The organism is Paraglaciecola sp. MB-3u-78 (assembly GCF_002835935.1).
Lineage (GTDB): Bacteria > Pseudomonadota > Gammaproteobacteria > Enterobacterales > Alteromonadaceae > Paraglaciecola.
On record NZ_PJCF01000002.1, the window covers coordinates 33500 to 51913 of the forward strand.

The 18414-nt window shown below is 43.9% G+C and carries 9 protein-coding genes; 3 read left to right on the top strand and 6 right to left on the bottom strand.

The annotated features are described in order from the left end of the window. Positions 1–292 precede the first annotated feature (292 nt). The 4 genes from CXF95_RS02015 to CXF95_RS02030 all read right to left on the bottom strand — a co-directional run bounded on the left by CXF95_RS02015 (position 293) and on the right by CXF95_RS02030 (position 12021). Positions 293–3292 (bottom strand): sigma 54-interacting transcriptional regulator, encoded by a 3000-nt coding sequence (locus tag CXF95_RS02015; protein ID WP_101197164.1) that lies wholly within the window; start codon positions 3290–3292, stop codon positions 293–295. Then, entirely contained in the window at positions 3286–5055 is a 1770-nt protein-coding gene (locus CXF95_RS02020; protein ID WP_369809265.1) for an EAL domain-containing protein, read from the bottom strand. Before CXF95_RS02020 ends, CXF95_RS02015 begins: the two co-directional genes overlap by 7 nt. Then, complete coding sequence (locus CXF95_RS02025; protein ID WP_101197166.1) at positions 5039–9559, bottom strand: hybrid sensor histidine kinase/response regulator; 4521 nt, start codon at positions 9557–9559, stop codon at positions 5039–5041. The genes CXF95_RS02020 and CXF95_RS02025 overlap by 17 nt, the downstream gene beginning before the upstream one ends. Before the next feature lie 278 nt (positions 9560–9837). After that, positions 9838–12021, bottom strand: a complete 2184-nt coding sequence (locus CXF95_RS02030; RefSeq protein ID WP_101197167.1) for a S8 family peptidase — start codon at positions 12019–12021, stop codon at positions 9838–9840. Positions 12022–12586: 565 nt separating this feature from the next. Between CXF95_RS02030 and CXF95_RS30275 the strand changes: the two genes are divergently transcribed. Then, positions 12587–12742: a hypothetical protein gene (locus CXF95_RS30275; protein ID WP_232787597.1), complete on the top strand. Its 156-nt coding sequence runs from the start codon at positions 12587–12589 to the stop codon at positions 12740–12742. 113 nt (positions 12743–12855) lie between these two features. Then, positions 12856–15567: an aconitate hydratase AcnA gene (acnA, locus tag CXF95_RS02040; RefSeq protein ID WP_101197168.1), complete on the top strand. Its 2712-nt coding sequence runs from the start codon at positions 12856–12858 to the stop codon at positions 15565–15567. Positions 15568–15624: 57 nt separating this feature from the next. Here acnA and CXF95_RS02045 read toward each other — a convergent pair whose 3' ends face one another. Further along, positions 15625–17067: an NADP-dependent isocitrate dehydrogenase gene (locus tag CXF95_RS02045; protein WP_101197169.1), complete on the bottom strand. Its 1443-nt coding sequence runs from the start codon at positions 17065–17067 to the stop codon at positions 15625–15627. 58 nt (positions 17068–17125) lie between these two features. Between CXF95_RS02045 and CXF95_RS02050 the strand changes: the two genes are divergently transcribed. Next, positions 17126–17323, top strand: coding sequence for a LysR substrate-binding domain-containing protein (locus CXF95_RS02050; RefSeq protein ID WP_232787599.1), 198 nt, complete (start codon positions 17126–17128; stop codon positions 17321–17323). Here CXF95_RS02050 and CXF95_RS02055 read toward each other — a convergent pair. After that, entirely contained in the window at positions 17285–18055 is a 771-nt protein-coding gene (locus CXF95_RS02055; protein ID WP_101197170.1) for a class I SAM-dependent methyltransferase, read from the bottom strand. The two genes, CXF95_RS02050 and CXF95_RS02055, sit on opposite strands and share 39 nt — an antisense overlap. Positions 18056–18414 lie beyond the last annotated feature (359 nt).

Below are 18414 nucleotides of genomic sequence, written 5' to 3' on the forward strand. Positions count from 1 at the left end.
CAATTCAACGTTTAGCTGAAAATAGCTGCCTTAGGGAACGGTCGGTTTGTTTTCATCATGTGCGCTTCGAGCGATCATACGACTGAATGAAACGCGACGGGAAAGTGACCCCTTTGCTTATGAACCACTGACACTGCGCTCGACATCCCATGATTACTCAAAGTGACCACTTTCAGCACACCATAACCCACCATACCCCGCCATAACCCGCCATAACCCGCCATAACCAGACAAGAACATAAATCAGGGAATAGGGGCTGTATGTATTGATTTCGCCACGGTCAAAAAATACCTAACGTAGACTTGCTGGTATCTGCTGGATAATTTTGCGTAATGTAGGTTGCGTAATATTGAGTAATTTAGCCTTTAGCTGTTGACTAAAATCCTGTTGCAATACCGCTGAAAACAATAATTTTTCAATTTCACTCCATAGGTTTTCACCTGTATGGCTGTTTATTATTTGCGCTAACATCCTGGTACAGCGAACCGTCAATTCCTGGATTTGCGGCTGGTTAAATTGTATATCCCTAAGTTTAGCGTGACGTCGGCGCAGTGTTGATTCTGATTTATTTAACTGTTTCGCCACTTGATAAAGGCTATCCCATTTGGCTAAACATAACTCCAGCCATAGTTTTTCTAACCACAAACTGACACAGAGCACAGTCGGTTGTTGGCTCGCCATAATCACTACTTCGCTTAGCACCATGTCTATTTGTTGTAGATCATCATCAGTCGGGGCGGCAATAGATGCTATGGGCGCCCCAGAGTTAACATCGTTGTTAGCCGTGTCATTGCTATCATGCAGATCGTCTAAGTCTAAATGTTCAGGTTCGACAACAGACCCTGAACATAGGATCACGGCGCGCATGATGCAGTTTCGCAATTCACGAACGTTTCCCGGCCACCCATAAGCGCATAACTTACTGATAGCCGTATCCGAAAATCCCCTGATCTTTTTATTATATTGCTGACTAAATTTGTGCAAAAAGTGTTGTGATAATAAGAGCGGGTCATCATCACGCTGATGCAATGGCGGTAAATTGAGGGTAAATACATTGATGCGATAAAATAAATCAGCGCGGAAACGCCCTGCAGCGACTTCATCCGTTAAGTTACGGTTGGTGGCCAGTATCAACCTAACATCGACTTTTTGTACCCGTTGATCGCCTACAGCTACATAGGTTTTTTCTTGTACAAAACGCAATAATTTCGATTGTATATCTAAGGGTAGCTCCCCAACTTCATCAAGAAACAGTGTACCACCATCAGCCTGAGCAATCAGACCTGGCTGGTCACTGCTTGCCCCAGTAAACGCACCCTTTCTATGACCAAATAATTCACTTTCGATAAGTTGTCTCACTAGGGTACTGCAATCTACGGTGATAAAGGGTTTGTCAGGATGTAAACTTTGCTTGTGGATCTGCAAAGCAATCCCCTCCTTACCTGTGCCAGACTCACCAATAACCAGTACCGATACATCGGTAGGAGCGACAAGTTGCACCTGTTGCATCAATGCGTGCATGGCTGGCGATTCAAATAATAACGCTTGCTCACCAGATTGCTGAGGTGCCACAACCTGGTTGTTTTTATCTTGCTGCAAAAGGATGATACGGTCGATTTCGGCGGCTAAATTCGGTGTAACTTGTTGCAACTTTCCGATACACGTTTCAGCGAAACTCTGCTCTTGTCTTTTCCAAAAGACCGTCAACACACCTAAACATTTCCCCTTAATAACAAGGGGAATAACAGCACTGTAATAGGATACTAATTTATTAAAAGGAATAATGTCGCTAGCACACGCAGCCAATTTACTATTTTTTTGCACCCAGTGATGAATTTTTGCTACGTCTACCTCGTCGCTAATAGCACTGCAGGATAAACTCGTTAAATTATCACCTTGTTTCAAATACAGTCCGCTAAATTCGCTTTGCAAGCCTGTAGTGAGTAACTGGCAAATTTGTGTGGAAAATGAGTGTAAAGAGTGAGTAGTGCCAATAAGACGAATAATGTCCCACTGCAAAGTCATTAACCTAAAGTCATCCCCTGGCACCTCACAGAACTTGCCACTCATAGGATCCAAATTGGCCAATATTTTAGTATCTAATTGTGCTTGCCAACTCACAAGCTTACCACCATCTATACTACGAGCAGCTTGCATCGCAGAATTTGCGCGGCGAAATAATTCCAATGACGATTGCTGGCCTAATTGCTCTTCGGCTTCCATAGTGGCCAAACCCACACTGAACTCTAGATTGATTTTCTTGTGCGAAAATAGCTTATTACCCAGCATTTTTAGCATGCGTGTAGCCAAGATCTGCCCTTGTTGTTCGTTGGTATCAGGTAAATATGCTGCAAATACAGCCCCCTTATAACGACTAGCAAAATCATCTGTACGCAACATGTTAGCTATATTAAGCATGATCTCATTGAGCACCTGATCCCCCAGTTCCCGGCCATACTCTTGATTACAATCAGAGAAACCATCAGGATTGATCAGCAATAAGGTCACCGGTTCTCCAGGAGCCTTCAATTCATCGGCCCACTCCTGATTTTGCCAACTGGCCACCTGGCGCAAAATAAGGAGCGTCTCATCATTATGCAGCGGCCCAACAAAGCCGTCTGCCATTATGACAGTGTTATCTAACTGAATGGGAAAAGGCGGTAATCTGGTCATCGAATGCGTCCCCTTCACATCCGATAGAATATGCTGCATTCTGTTCTTAGCCATACTCGAGGGAATTTGTAAGCTAGCAAACCAGTCTTGGCCCACTGCAGGTTGCCCCGACGCCCCCAGCAAGGTTGACAACTGTGGGTTAAGCCTAACGATTTTGCCATCGGTATTTAAGATTAGCGATAACTCGCCAATGCAGTCAGACAATAAGGCGAGTTTATGCACAACACGTTGTCTATCTTGGATCTGGTTATTGTTGTGTTTCAACAAGGATAAAATCGTCAGTAATGCACCTGACGCTCGCCAATCCACAAACCAATGGCTGGGCAATGGGAGATGGCTGGCCAAATCGTCTGTATTATCAGCTAACCAATATACTTGCTGATTTGCCAAGCTGTGCTGGTGAGCAAGAGAATTTGCGTGCCCTTTATCCTGACAAACCACCAGCATCAGTCCTTGCGGCTCAGATTTACCCAGCGGCGTCACCTCAAAGTGAAATTCTGTTTTTGCCACTAGCGACTGTAACTCAGTGACGATGGGGCCATGGTCTTGCCCAACATAAAGTGTAATTCGCTCTGCACCATCAGCTTCAGGGGCACTAACCGGATAAGCTGTCAGCATACCTCTGACATCAGGTGGCTAAAGTCTTGGCTTAACAAAGCGGGAATATATTGAGCGGCTACCGGGCGAGAAAATAAATAACCTTGCAGTAATAACTGTTTTGATTTTTGCAAGATCGCAATCTGGCTGCTGTACTCAATGCCTTCAGCAATCACCCCTAGTTTTAAGCTTCCAGCCAATGCCAATATGGCTTCAACAATCGCCCGATCATCAGGTGCTGAATTGATATCGCACATAAACGAGCGGTCAATTTTGAGAATATCTATAGGGAACCGTTTAAGGTAGCTAAGTGAAGAGTAACCGGTACCAAAATCGTCAACGGCCAGCGATATACCTAAGGATTTTAACTCGATCAAACGCGCGATATTCTCTTCGGCATCACTCATGATCACCGATTCAGTTAACTCTAATTCAAGTAACGACGGGGGTAACTGACTTAATTTTAATACACTAGCTACAATCTGTGTAAAATCGTGTTGTCTAAATTGATGGGCCGAAACATTGATCGCCATGCGAACAGGTGTTCCCATGTCCATCCATTTTTTAGCCTGATAGCACCCTTGTTCTAACACTTGTCGCCCGAGTTCCGTGATCAAGCCTGTTTCCTCAGCAATAGGAATAAACTCATCTGGAGGAATCATGCCACCTTGGGGTGGAAACCAGCGCACCAAAGCCTCGACGCCTACAATACGTCCCGAGTCGGCACATATCTGGGGTTGGTAAAAAGGGACTATTTCATGGTTTTTAAGCGCCTGACGCAGGTCTTGCTCCAGTTGCAAACGAGCAGCCGCTTTGGCGTTCATAGAATCTTGATACAACTTAAAACAGCAACCACCGGATTGCTTGGCAAAATACATGGCGGTATCGGCATTTTTGAGCAAAGTTTGCCCATTTTCACCGTCGTAGGGAAATATCGAAATCCCTATACTTGGGGTGATCACCACCTCAAATCGATCTAATTGAAAAGGTCTACTTAAGCTACGGATAATACTTTCAGCCAGCAGCACGGCCTCATTAGGATCGTTTACGCGGCTCAGAAAAATAGTAAACTCGTCGCCGCCAAAACTAAAAAGTGGAGGTTCTTGGGTTGCTAATGTGCCCCCCATTTGAGCAAACACATCACCGTCTCGCAAATTGGCTTGTAAACGAAGTGCCACCTTTTTCAATAGCTGGTCGCCGTAACTGTACCCCATAGTGTCGTTTATACGTTTGAATCGATCGAGGTCAATAAATAGCATGGCCGCTTGATAATTGTTACGCTGTGCCATGGCTAAAGAATGTGGCAGGTCTTGCATTAAATACTGACGATTGGGTAGACCCGTTAGGGGATCGTAAAATGCAAGTTTATAAAGCTCCTGCTTTTGCGTAATCAAATCTTCAAAGGCTTGGCTGGCGCGCAAAATATAGTTAACGCGCTCACCCAGGATCGGCCACTTAATGGGCTTGGCAATAAAGTCTGTTGCCCCCACTGCGTAAGATTTGTGAATAGAATCCAGATCGTCGGAACCGGTTACCATAATAATCGGAATATGCTTGCCTTTTTCATGGCCGCGAATATATTGACAGACTTCAAACCCGTTCATTTTTGGCATAGACACGTCTAGCAATATTAAAGCTGGGGTATGTTTTTCAAAGAACTCGATTGCGCGCTGGCCATTTTCCGCTTCTAATACCTCAATGCTGTCGGTGGCGAGGGTTTCTTTCATTAAAATCCGAGCGGTGAGATCATCATCACACACCAGAATTTTAATTGTATTTTCCACTGTCATTTCTAAATATATCCAATTTCGCACAACTGATACTGAATGAAGCATCAAGGCTCTGTACTAACACGGTTATTTCATGGTGCTCATTATTGCTCAATTTGACTTCTAATTCTCTACACAATTCGTATAAGGCTTTGGCGCCAGAATTCCCGGCCATTGACTTCAGTGCATGGGTAATGTCTGCTATCACAGAAACATCGATGTCATCCTCACTCACATGCTCGTTAAGGCGCGCAATGAGTTTTTTGGCTTCTTGGGTAAAGGCATCCAATACGCGACAAAAGACCGGTTTGCCCGTCTCTCGCGAGATCTTCAACAAGGTGTCCACTGTCTCCATGTCCAACACCTGATCCTCAGAGTCCAATTCGTCTTCATTACTGGTGCACATAGAGGCGTTCTGCTCTGTTACCTGTCCTAACGAATACGGTAAACGAGACTCAGGCAAAAAACGTAAAAGCGTTTGTTCTAATTCTTGCAAAGAGAAGGGTTTAGACATCACTTCATTCATCCCCGCATCCAAACATTGCTGATTTAGATTATCCCCCATACCAGCGGTAAGGGCAACGATGGGAATATTGGGCCAATTTTTGCGGATCGCTTTGGTTGCTGCGTATCCGTCCATAACGGGCATCTGGCAATCCATTAACACCAGATCTGGTTTTTGTAAATTAACCTGCTCAACGGCTTCGGCTCCGTTATCCGCTAACCATACTTCACAGCCAAGTAATCCCAACATGCTTTTCGCCACTTCCTGGTTGGTCATACTGTCTTCTGCAACCAAAATGTTGGCCTGAAACTTCTGATAATTTCGGTAATGTTCGTTTAGGCAATTTTGCTCTTCGTGATCAATTCCTAAGGCAACATTAAGACTCTTTTGAAGACCGCTAAAGTGCACCGGAAGCGGTAAAACATTACGATATTCATGATCTTGCCACTGAGAAGTGGGCAGCAAACAAATCCAGTTTGATGGTGAAATTCCGGCCTCTTGTAACAATGATTCAGACTCTGGAAGACTAATCCATAAGCCTGTTTTAGCGGTTGCCAGTTCCGATTTAATACGTTGCACATGCACTGTTTTTATATGTAACTTCTTTAACATAGTGGCGATAGACAGTCCTAGCCCGGGGCTTAGATTAACCAAATGCACAGTAGGACACTCACTGATGGCCACTGGCTCTTCAACTGTGTGTTCGATTAGTGGTAAGTCAATAACTAAACAAAAACAACTGCCTTCGCCTATTTTGGAGTGTACCTCTAAGGTTCCCCCCATAAGGGAGGATAACTGTTTACATATGGCTAGACCTAGACCTGTTCCGCCGTATTTTCGAGTTGTCGAGGCATCCGCCTGGGTAAACATTTCAAATACTTTGTGCTGACGGTCAACTTCCATACCAATGCCAGTATCTTGCACACATATTTCAAATCTGCCGTACTGGTATCCCGATGCATCTTTGCCAGACTGAGGAGCACGATAAGGCAATCGCTTGACGATAACATTGACTTCTCCGCGCTCAGTAAACTTAATGGCATTAGTGGTGAGATTGGCAATGATCTGGCGCAGCCTGGCAGGATCGCCATAAACCTGGGGTAATGGCTCACCCGACAGAACAGCGTTTAAGTAAAGGCCTTTGGTATTAGCCGCTTCACTAAATAAATCACACACCTCTTCAAGTAAGGCTTCTAAATCAACAGGCACTGACTCCAATGTTGCTTTGCCTGCCTCTAACTTAGAAAAATCCAGAAGATTGTTCAGAAGATCCAATAATAATCGGCCGGAGCGGTAGACCTGCTGTGCAAAGTGTTGCTGCTTAGGTTTAAGATCTGAACTTAGTAACACTTCGGTCATGCCCAGCACACCGTTCATTGGGGTACGAATTTCGTGGCTCATAATGGCTAAGAAATCGCTCTTCTCTTTACTGGCTAGCTCTGCCAGTTCCCGCGCTTTTTGTGTCTCGTTCATACTAAGCCCAAGCTGTTGATTTGCATGAAGTAATTCAGCGGTGCGCGCTTCCACCTTATCTTCTAGTTCAATCAGACGCTCTATTGCTCGCAAGCGCTTGCGGCGGTATTGCCAAATAAAGTTCAATACTATCAACAGTACGATGATCAAATAAACGCTATAGGCCCATAAAGTTTTCCATGGCGGTGGCAACATATGTATGGGCAAGTTGATGCCTTGGGTATTCCACAATCCCTGGTTATTACTCGCTTGCACCTTAAGTACATAGTCCCCTGCGGGTAAATTGGTAAAGGTCGCTAAACGACTGTGCCCCAACTCTATCCAATTGGGATCTAACCCTTCAAGCTTGTAGCGATATTCATTTTGTTCTGGAGAATTAAAATCAAGGGCAGCAAATTCAAATGAAATGAAGTAGTCAGTATGATCCAATACCAACCCTTGTAGTGTTTGATAGGGCACATCAAACCAAACTTGCTCATTGAGTTTTTTAATACGCACCAACACGACCGGTGGTATAAATTGGTTATCTTTAATCTCATCCGGGTGAAAGCGCACAAACCCGGAATTGCCGCCAAAATACATAATACCCTGGCTGTCCTTAAAGCCAGCCCCAAAGTTAAACTCGCTGTCATTTAAGCCTTCAGAGGTGTCAAAATTGCGTACTACTGCGGTTTTGGGATTCAACCGTGTTAAGCCGGCTGTGCTGCTTAACCATAAGTGACCCTTGTCATCATCGAGGATGGCGTAAATATGACTGCTGGGCAGGCCATTAAAACTGTCGTAGTGGGTAAAATGGTTGTTCAATGCAGCAATATCTTCTGCCTGCCACTTGTTTACCCCCCCCCCTTGGGTGCCAACCCACAGTTGTCCCTTGGGATCTTGATAAAATGACCACGCCATTGAAGCCGACAAACTATCGACATTATCTGGTTGATGCTCAATGTGGTCAAAATCCAAGTTGACGGGATCAAGCAAATTAATCCCCGACACGGTGCCCACTACTATCGTACCGTCAAGGAGCTGATGAACCGCCAGTACGCGATCGCTGTTTAAGCTGCGAGGATTATTTTCATCAAAGCGATAATGGACAAATTCGTCACTTCCCGCCGGTAAGTAGTTTAAACCGCCACCAAAGGTGCCCACCCAAATATTCCCAAAGGTATCAGGGAAAACACTGGGAACCCCATTAAAACTTAAACTGGTTGGATCATCAGGATCATGTACGTAGTATTTAATTTGCTGATTATCAACATTCAGTCTGCCTAAGCCACCGCCGCGGGTACCAAACCACAACATATTGTGATCTCCACTGACTGTCATCACCCGTGCATCGCGCAGAGCCGGCTGACTGTCTTTGTTGAGCACCCGTAGCACGTCGCCATGACTGTTTAGTTGAGTTAACCCTCCATAACTGGCCACCCAAATCGCTGACTCCCCTGCTGATGACTGGGTTTCAGCAAAACCCTGGATAACATTGCTGGCCAGACCTGAATCTATATGTTCGAAGGCTACTTCGATACTTTTGGTAACGCCGCTATAGGTACCAAACCATAGTAAACCCGATGGATCTTGTAAGATTGACAGAACCTTACTATGACTCAATCCACTGTCTTTGTTGTAGGTCGTAAATTTGTCTCGGCCGTTCCACAAACTAGCTCCCGCTTCAGTTCCCAGCCAAATACGTTGCTGCTGATCTTGATAAATGGTGTGAACCAGATTGGCAGCCACACTATCGCCTTGGTTTTCATGATGCTGCCAAGTCGTAATGTTCCCCCCTTGGGGGTCGCCAACACTGATACCCGCATCATGACTGGTCAGCCATAAACGCTGCTGCGCATCGATAAATACCTGGGTTAATCGATCACTAAAAAGCGCCGTACTGGAGCCCGTATAAAAACGGGTCAGCTGTTGGCTGGTTTTATCCAGTTTGAGCAAGCCATTACCATCAGTGGCCAGCCAAATGGCATTGGCATCTTCAGTAATGGAGGTAACCGCGGCATCTTTGTCTAAGCCGGGTAAAAGTTCGCGGGTGTTAAAGTGCTCGAAAACCATATTATCAGGGTTGAATCGGCTAAAATTACCATCGCGATAACCAAGCCAGATGAAATTCTGCGAGTCTAAATAGAGGGACACCTGCCTATTTGAGGTAGGTTTAGCTGATGAATTATCGCCTTCCTGCCAGACTGAAAAAGTCTGATTGGCGGAATTAAATAAATTCAGGCCTCCCCCGTCCGTGGCTACCCAAAAGCGTTTTTTATGATCTTCGAGCACAGCACGAACATTATCAGAACTGAGTGAATCGGGTTTACGGGGATCAGAAATAAAGCTCAGCAGTTGATAGCCATCATAGCGACTCAAGCCTTCTTGAGTCACCACCCAGAAATAACCAGTACTATCCTGATAAATTTGTCTGACGGTATTCTGGGACAGCTGCTTATTCAGATCCGCTGGTGAAAACGTAAAGTTTGGACTCTGAGCAGATCGCAGGCCACAGCTGAAAATAAGGGTAAAGACTAGCCACAAAACCGCGTTTATATACATAAGTGCCTAACGTTTTTTATTTTTGTAAATAAACCATCCTAAAGCCTGATATAAGTCTATAAATCAGTTTTATATAACCCTTTGAACGGTAAAACCAGTGCATATTGGAAGAATTAAGGCCGTTGTAGCCACAATACAGACACTAATATGAACGATTGCTACTTGTGTATAAATAGCGACAAAGCAGTGATGCGTCAAGCCCGAGGATAGGCTTTTACACAGACCCCGTAATAACCATGAAAACACGGTTCCTGCGGTTATTACGAGGTTGGCACAACTTATTCTTGCAGCATGAAGTTTTCTTGATTCATGTGTGCTTCTTCCCACATAAAGGCCTCTTCCCACATAAAGGCTTCTTCCCACATAAAGGCTTCTTCCCACATAAAGGCCTCTTCCCACATGAAGGCTTCTTCCCACATAAAGGCTTCTTCCCACATGAAGGCTTCTTCCCACATGAAGGCTTCTTCCCACATGAAGGCTTCTTCCCACATAAAGGCTTCTTCCCACATAAAGGCTTCTTCCCATACCTCGAACTCGAACCCTTTGATGTAGTAGTTGCCGTTTACATCTTTACGGGCCGCGCCCATGTAGTGTTGCTCACCACTTAGATCAGCAGCGATATCCAAGCCGTTATTAGCGCAACCCGATTCTTTGGATTCAACAGCCCGAACAGCATTCACACTTCCCGCACCCTGCTGGAAAGGGCTATAAGCTAATTTCCCATCAACCTGAGCCATAGTGGTGCTGCTCATAAGACGACATTTCACATCGTTAGCACTCAAACCGGGATCGTTTTGCAGCATAAGCGCGACAATACCGCTTACTACCCCAGAGGATTGTGAGGTACCCGACATAATAAAGCGATCTTCTCCCACCTTATACTGGGGGAATTTACTTGGCACATACATATCTTTGCTGGCCAAACTAAACATATGGCCACCCGGTGCCACCAGATCAGGCTTAATAAAGGCTTCGTGCGTTGGGCCTTGTGATGAAAATGACAGTAAGGTGTCATCATTTTGGTTGTCTTGGGTATAATTATCGCTGATGCCACCTACGCTAATAACGTAAGGTACGTTTGCAGGCACACCAATAGTCATGGCTTTTGGTCCAGTATTACCGGCAGAGGTAACCACCACTATGTCCTTTTCCCATAACGTCATAACAGCTTGGTTTATAGCATCATTCCAATAGTTCGAACGGGGCGGCGCACCAAAGGATAAATTCACAACGCGAATATTCAGTGCTTCGTGATTATCAGCGATGTACTGTAACCCGCGCAGCACATTCAGATAGGTACTATGTCCATCTTCGTAAAACGCCTTAACTACCACTAAGTTGGCATCAGGCGCGACCCCCTGATAATAACTACGCATTTTGCCATCAACGACCACGCGGTCACTGTTAGCAATAATACCGGTAATATGAGTACCGTGACTGTTTTCATCGGTGACACTTTGCGCGGCAACGTCTCTATCCTCAATCGCATCGTAGGCCGCCTTGATCCTGGTGTTGTTAGCGGTGTCGTTACTTAGGGCGCTATGAGCAGCCCAAAGGCCACTGTCAACAACGGCGACAGTCACATTAGTTCCGGTAATACCTTTATCATGTAGCTCGTCAGCACCGATTTGGTTGACATAATAGCTGTTGCTGTCGCCTTCATTCGCTTGAGTGTCATAGCCTTTAACTAAGCTTCTGTCACAGTTTTCTTTGAAACTTACATCCATCGAAAAGTCGCGTTGCTGGTAATTTTTAACGCCATCTTTTATAAGCGAATTTGCAAACGAAACTTCAACCGTCACATCTTCATAAGGGTCTAATTTTGCAAAATCTTGTAGATATGTGATGTCGATAGATAATTCATTTGAATCAGTGCTTAATGCTCCCGAATAGACCGGTGTACCGTTCACTGCAACAGTAAGAACAGACCCTAACGCTTCGGGCCATTTGAATAGCATATGTTCAATGTTAGCCTGAATATCCCGGGCGTTATACAAATTCCAACGAATGCTATTGTCTGTCAACTGAGCAACGTGGCTGCCATATACCAGGCAGTTGTTAAGAGAGCCCGACGTAAAAACAGGCCCATTTTTAGTCACCGTCATTAACGTTGATAACTTTTTCAGTAACACTAATTGTTTGTCGTTAACCCGCGCCCCTATTCCATTTATTATGGGAAGTTCATGGGTGACAATCCCGCCAATTTTCTTTATTTGGTCCCGCAGCACGGCAATCTCAGCGCCTTGGATCAAGACTTCGTTGTGCCTTTCCAGGACGTTACTCAAAACCGGTTCCTGTTTAGGAGCTTCTAAAGGACCCGGCGTTTTAGAGGTATTGACACTTTTTACAATGTCAGTCACCCCAGAATCGGCACCGGTACCAACACCATCAATAAGTAGAGCAGCAAAGCTAACTAATACTGCAAACAACACTGCACTTTTCTTGCTAAATTTCAGTTTCACTTATATCTCCATCTAAAATTAATCACGCGCTAAATAACAGGCAGTAAACCATATTAGATATTACCGATCTCTCCCCTAGTAAAGCAAGTTACATACCAATTCATATACTGTTGATTTTAATGTGCTTTTATTTAAATTGAAAAAAATGACAGGTTTAAAGCGAAAATTTTGAATGTGAAAAATGACTGCAAAACCACTTTGATTGCAATCATATTTTTTAATCTATGTGGTAAAAGGCCAACTTAGCAAGTTATTAATGGCTTGCTAAGCAAGATTACGGGTGGATGTATGATTTTATTGAAAGTGGTTTGCTCAATTTTGTGGTCAAAAAATAAAAGAAAATGAGTACAAGAGTCAATTTAAATGAACTACACATGTTAAACATGTGTTCATTTTTTTGATTTTTCTATGGCAAAGAAGTTAGAGAGGCAATAATCACCAAGTCGTGTTTTGCAATGAACAAAATGTGAAAGCCTATGTGCCTTGGTTAAATCAGTACGCTATTAAATAAAAAGTATCTATTAACCCATGGGTTTTAATGACCAATCATGCTCACCTTTGATGCATGCATTCTCATGAGGCTAATTTAAAGGATGTTTTGGCATATAACCCAATTTTAGTGACGTCATTCAACAGTATAGTAGGTTATGAAAAGGTAGCCGAAATTGCTAAACTTGCTTACGCGACAAAGCGGCCTATCCTCGATGTAGCAAAAAAATGACAGATATAGATCATCAAGAACTTACTAAGCTATTGGATCCTAAAGATTTAATTTCACCATCGACGATGAAGATAAAAATGAGAATTTAACTTTCAAACAAAAGAGGAATCACAGTGAAGTCATCCAATAAATATATATCAACCCTGACGATACAAGATAAAAGCTATCAATATTTTGACTTGAACAGTGCCGGTAAAAACATAAAACGACTACCTCTGACTGCCAAAATTTTGTTAGAAAACCTGCTGCGCCATAGCAATGAACAGTATGTCCAGCCAGAAGATATTCAAACCTTGGCTAGATGGGACACAAGCTCTTCATTAGATACCGAGATCGCCTTTGTGCCTTCCAGAGTCATATTACAAGATTTTACCGGGGTACCAGCCATAGTTGATCTGGCCGCCATGCGCGATGCAATGTTAGATTTAGGCGGCGACCCGAATAAAATCAACCCACTAAAACCCGTCGATTTAGTGATCGATCATTCTATTATGGTAGATGAGTTTGGGAGCCAAGATTCGTTTAAACACAACACTGAAATTGAGGTGCAGCGTAACAAAGAGCGCTATCAGTTCTTAAAATGGGGCCAAAGTGCCTTTACTAACTTCAAAGTTGTGCCACCAGGTAAAGGGATCGTGCATCAAGTCAACTTGGAATATCTCGCCCGAGTGACCTTTGTTGAAAAACAAGACGGCATGGAAATATTGTTCCCTGATACGCTAGTAGGAACAGACTCGCACACGACAATGATAAATGGCTTAGGGGTTCTAGGTTGGGGGGTCGGTGGCATTGAGGCAGAAGCGGCTATGCTTGGCCAACCGGTCACCATGTTAATACCAGAAGTCATCGGTATGCAGTTGACCGGTAAATTGCCAGCAGGTGCTACGGCCACCGATTTGGTGTTGGCGGTTACTCAGCAACTGCGCAAATTTGGTGTGGTAGGAAAATTTGTTGAATTTTTTGGTACTGGGATACAACACTTAACCGTTGCTGATCGTGCAACCATAGCCAACATGTCACCGGAATATGGTGCAACTTGTGGTTTATTTCCTATCGATGAACAAACCATTAAATATCTAGCGTTGACGGGGCGCAGTCAGCATCAAATAGACATCATAGAAGCGTATTCCAAAGCGCAGGGAATGTGGGGAAGTGAAGCTCAGGAAGAAGCTCAATACCACGACACTTTACAGCTTGATTTAACCAAGGTTGTTTCCGCCATTGCCGGGCCTAAACGTCCGCAAGATAGAATTAATTTAGACGATGCTTCAAGGGCATTTAAAAAATGGATAACTGAGCAAAAAGATCTCGCTATTGCTCCAGAAGATAGCCAACAAGGTCGTTTTGAGAGTGAAGGTGGGCCATTAAATGAACCCTCAAAAACCAGTGTTTCTTGTCATTACAATGGACAAGATTTTGAACTGGATGAGGGAGCTGTGGTCATTGCCGCGATTACCAGTTGCACCAACACGTCGAATCCATCGGTATTAGTTGCTGCTGCACTATTAGCCAAAAAAGCCAATGAACTGGGTCTACAGGCAAAACCTTGGGTAAAAACAAGTTTCGCTCCTGGCTCGCAGGTGGTCACAGAATATTTAAACAAAGCGGGCTTATCTAAAGAGCTTGATCAAATGGGTTTTAACTTGGTGGGTTACGGTTGTACTACGTGCATAGGTAACTCAGGTCCCTTACCTGAACCCATCTCTAAGGCGATAAGAGAAGGTAAACTAACGGTCACCTCGGTATTGTCTGGCAACCGTAACTTTGAAGGCCGGATACATTCTGATGTAAAAGCAAATTACCTAGCGTCACCGCCACTAGTGGTAGCCTATGCAATTGCCGGTAATATGAATATTGATGTGACTAAAGAGCCTTTAGGAACTAGCAAAGAAGGCAAACCTGTTTACCTCAGGGACTTGTGGCCAGACCACGACACGATCCAGAGTATAGTCACAGAAGTTGTCAACGAAGCGATGTTTACTGATAAGTATGGAAGCATTTATGAAGGTGATGAGGTATGGCAAAACCTAGAAGCGGTTGATGCCAACATTTACAATTGGCCTGAAAGTACCTATGTCAAAAAGCCCAGCTTTTTTACCGATATGCCCGCTCAACCTGAGGATGTAAAAGCGATTGAGAATGCACGTTGTTTATTGAAGTTGGCCGACAGTGTCACTACCGATCATATTTCACCTGCGGGATCCATTGGCAACGATACACCAGCTGCCGAGTACCTGCGTAAAAACCAGATTGAGCCTAAAGACTTTAACTCTTATGGTTCCCGTCGTGGTAATCACGAAGTGATGATACGCGGTACCTTTGCCAACGTTCGACTTCGCAACGAACTCGCCCCTGGCACAGAAGGTGGGTTTACCTGCAAGCAGCCTAGTGGTGAGGAAATGACCGTGTTTGCGGCAGCGCAGCAATATATCGCTGATAATGTGCCTACAATTGTGGTTGCGGGTAAAGAATATGGCACCGGCAGCTCTCGTGATTGGGCCGCGAAAGGACCATTATTACTGGGAGTAAAGGCAGTCATTGCAGAAACTTACGAGCGAATTCATCGCTCTAACCTGATTGGTATGGGGATTTTGCCCTTACAATTTATGTCAGGAGATGGAGCGAACACCTATGAGTTGGATGGCACAGAGCGCTACTCTATTGAAGCGGTGCAAGCAAAGCAAAAACAAGCCAAGGTAAAGGTTACAAGGGAAGACGGTAGTGAGTTCAGTTTTAATACCGACATTCGCATTGATACGCCAAATGAGTTTGAATACTTCCGACACGGCGGCATTTTGCAATATGTGATACGTTCATTGCTATAGAAAAATTAGTTTAAAAGTGGAATAAGGCTCTCTTTACAGAGAGCCTTATTTAATAGCTTAGCCATGCACCGCCGCATAACCCGGCTCACCATTAAAATTGTATAAGTTCTCGGTTTTAACCACGTCGAATCCGGCTTCGTGAAGACGCGACTGCACGTTAAGTACTTCAGTAAAACTTAACTGCATTGTGGGTGACATAAATCGGCAGCGCCAGTGGTCCACACAATACGTTTCAGAAAAACCCTCTGGCCATACTTTTACGCACCGATTAGTCATTAACTTCAGCTCAAGCTTCGCAGTGCCATACTTTATTGATTTATCACCCAGTTTTTGAGGGATGCCGTCTTGCCACTGAAGAAAAATATCGATGCCGACTAATTCTTTTTTACAGGGTACTTTATGCCCAACCACAGGTAACTTAAGTGGTTTGCTTCCCTCATATGAAGGGGCATTGAGCTGCTTAGGTGATTGACCTAAATTGGCGATGACTGCGTCAGCGAATTCGAGCGTTCCCAATAGTGCTTTGCTTTTACCCTCTTTATAAATATCAGCGGTATGCAAACCTTGCTCAAGCGTAAACAACCAAGCATGATGGATTTTTTCAGCGACATCGTTCTGCCCAATATGAGACAACATCTGGATTGCGTCGTGCAACAAAGCGGATGGGTTGGCGATGTTTTTACCGGAAATATCCGGTGCTGAGCCATGGATTGCCTCAAACATTGCACAATGGTCGCCAATATTTGCTGAACCCGCCATACCTACAGAACCGGCTATTTGCGCAGCCACATCTGAAATGATGTCACCGTACAAGTTTGGCATAACAATAACGTCAAAGTATTCTGGCGTGTCTACAACTCTAGCAGCACCAATGTCGACCATCATGCTGTCATGTTTAATATCGGGATACTCAGCGGCAATATCTTTGAATACTTGATGAAACAAACCATCGGTTAATTTCATGATGTTGTCTTTCACAAAGCAGGTTACGCGCTTGCGATTTTGCTGTTTTGCATATTCAAAAGCATAACGGACAATTCGCTCACAGCCCGGTCGCGTGATCAATTTTAGGCACTGATAAACTTCTTCGGTTTGTCTGTGTTCAATACCAGCATACAAATCTTCTTCGTTTTCTCGCACGATAACAAGATCCATAACCGGATGTTTGGTTTTAACAAAGGGCGCATACGAAATGCAGGGGCGAATATTAGCGTACAAACCTAGCGCTTTGCGCATCCTGACATTTAGGCTTTTATAGCCGCCACCTTGGGGTGTGGTAATTGGGACTTTTAAAAAAACATTGGTTCTTCTTAATGACTCCCAAGAGCTAGCTTGGATACCATTGGTTTGCCCGCTTAAATATATTTTTTCGCCAATCTCTATAGTTTCAGGGGCAATTTGCGCGCCTGCGGCCTCTAAAACCTTGAGCGTTGCGTGCATAATTTCGGGGCCAATACCATCGCCATAAGCGACTGTGATAGGAACGATAGGATGTGTCATAAAACTCCAAAGTTGTTGACCAAATAGTATTAAATCGCGTTACATTGGGAGCATTGTAATGACAATTTTCATCTGTAATGAACGTTTATTGATGCGTGAAAATGGCTCTGGCACCAGATACGCTATCGAAGCCTTTTTTAAGGAAAGGGGCATTAAAGTGCAAAACCCAATTACCATTGCGAGCAACGAAGCAATTAAAGAATATGTGATGGCGGGCTTAGGTATTGGGATTATTGGCAGCATTTTGTTGCATTAAGATATGCAACCCTAGAGGTGCCAGACCTCCTTTAGCCTCTGATTTTACTTGTAACTGTTTAAAGAAATCCAGTGAAAAGTCACGACGATTGTTTTCTTGGAAGATGTCAAAACCGGCCTGCTGTGAAGCCTGTCTATAGTGCAATGGAGTCGATAATTTACTGGTACTGCTATCTGTGGCCCATGGAACAGGATACGTTAACTCTCCATCCTTTTGACGCATAATGTCATAAACACCAAACACCGCCCCAGGTTTTAATACTCTATATATTTCAGTAAATAGCGATACTTTATCGTCAATATTCATGCCCACATGAAGCATAAAGCCGCCATCAAATGCATTATCTTGATAAGGCATCGACAAGGCACTCCCTTGAACAAGGGATACAGATCTCTCAAGATTTAACCCGTGACATAACGCTTTACCGGTTTCTATGTACTCAAGTGCTAAGTCGATGCCTGAAACATGGTGTTTGTGTTTTAATGCCACATATCGAGCAGCCCCTCCTAACCCACAACCTACGTCCAGCAAGTCACTTGATTTAGCAAAATTAAGTTGCTTAAGCAGATGCTCAGTGGCTAAACGTCCGCCAACATGAAATTCATCAACAGCAGCAAGATCCTCGATGGTTACGGTATCGATAGTTTTACCCATAACCAGAAGCGCTATTTTAATAGCATCAAGCAAATTGCCATGTAAATAATGATCCGCTACCGATTTATCATACGACATAAATAGAGACTTCCATGATTAACGATTTAAAATGTAACAGCTGACTGGCACAACATTGTAGCCTATATATATCATGTCCTCACTGCAGCCTTGTTACTCGAGGCCCATGTTCCACTAATGACTAACCTCTAGTCACAATTTGATTTTCCACATATATTATATCGATACAAAAAACCGATAATTAAAAGAAAAATATATTGGAATGTATGCTGCATAGTCTTGGAAGTATTTTAATGCCGTGACAATATGTTCTGTAGCCCGTAAGGTACGCTGTTTAACAGAGTATTTATTAGTATGCATCGTGCTTCTTTTTTGATAAAAAAATCTGTACCTGCCTTTCTGCCTTATAAATGTCTCTA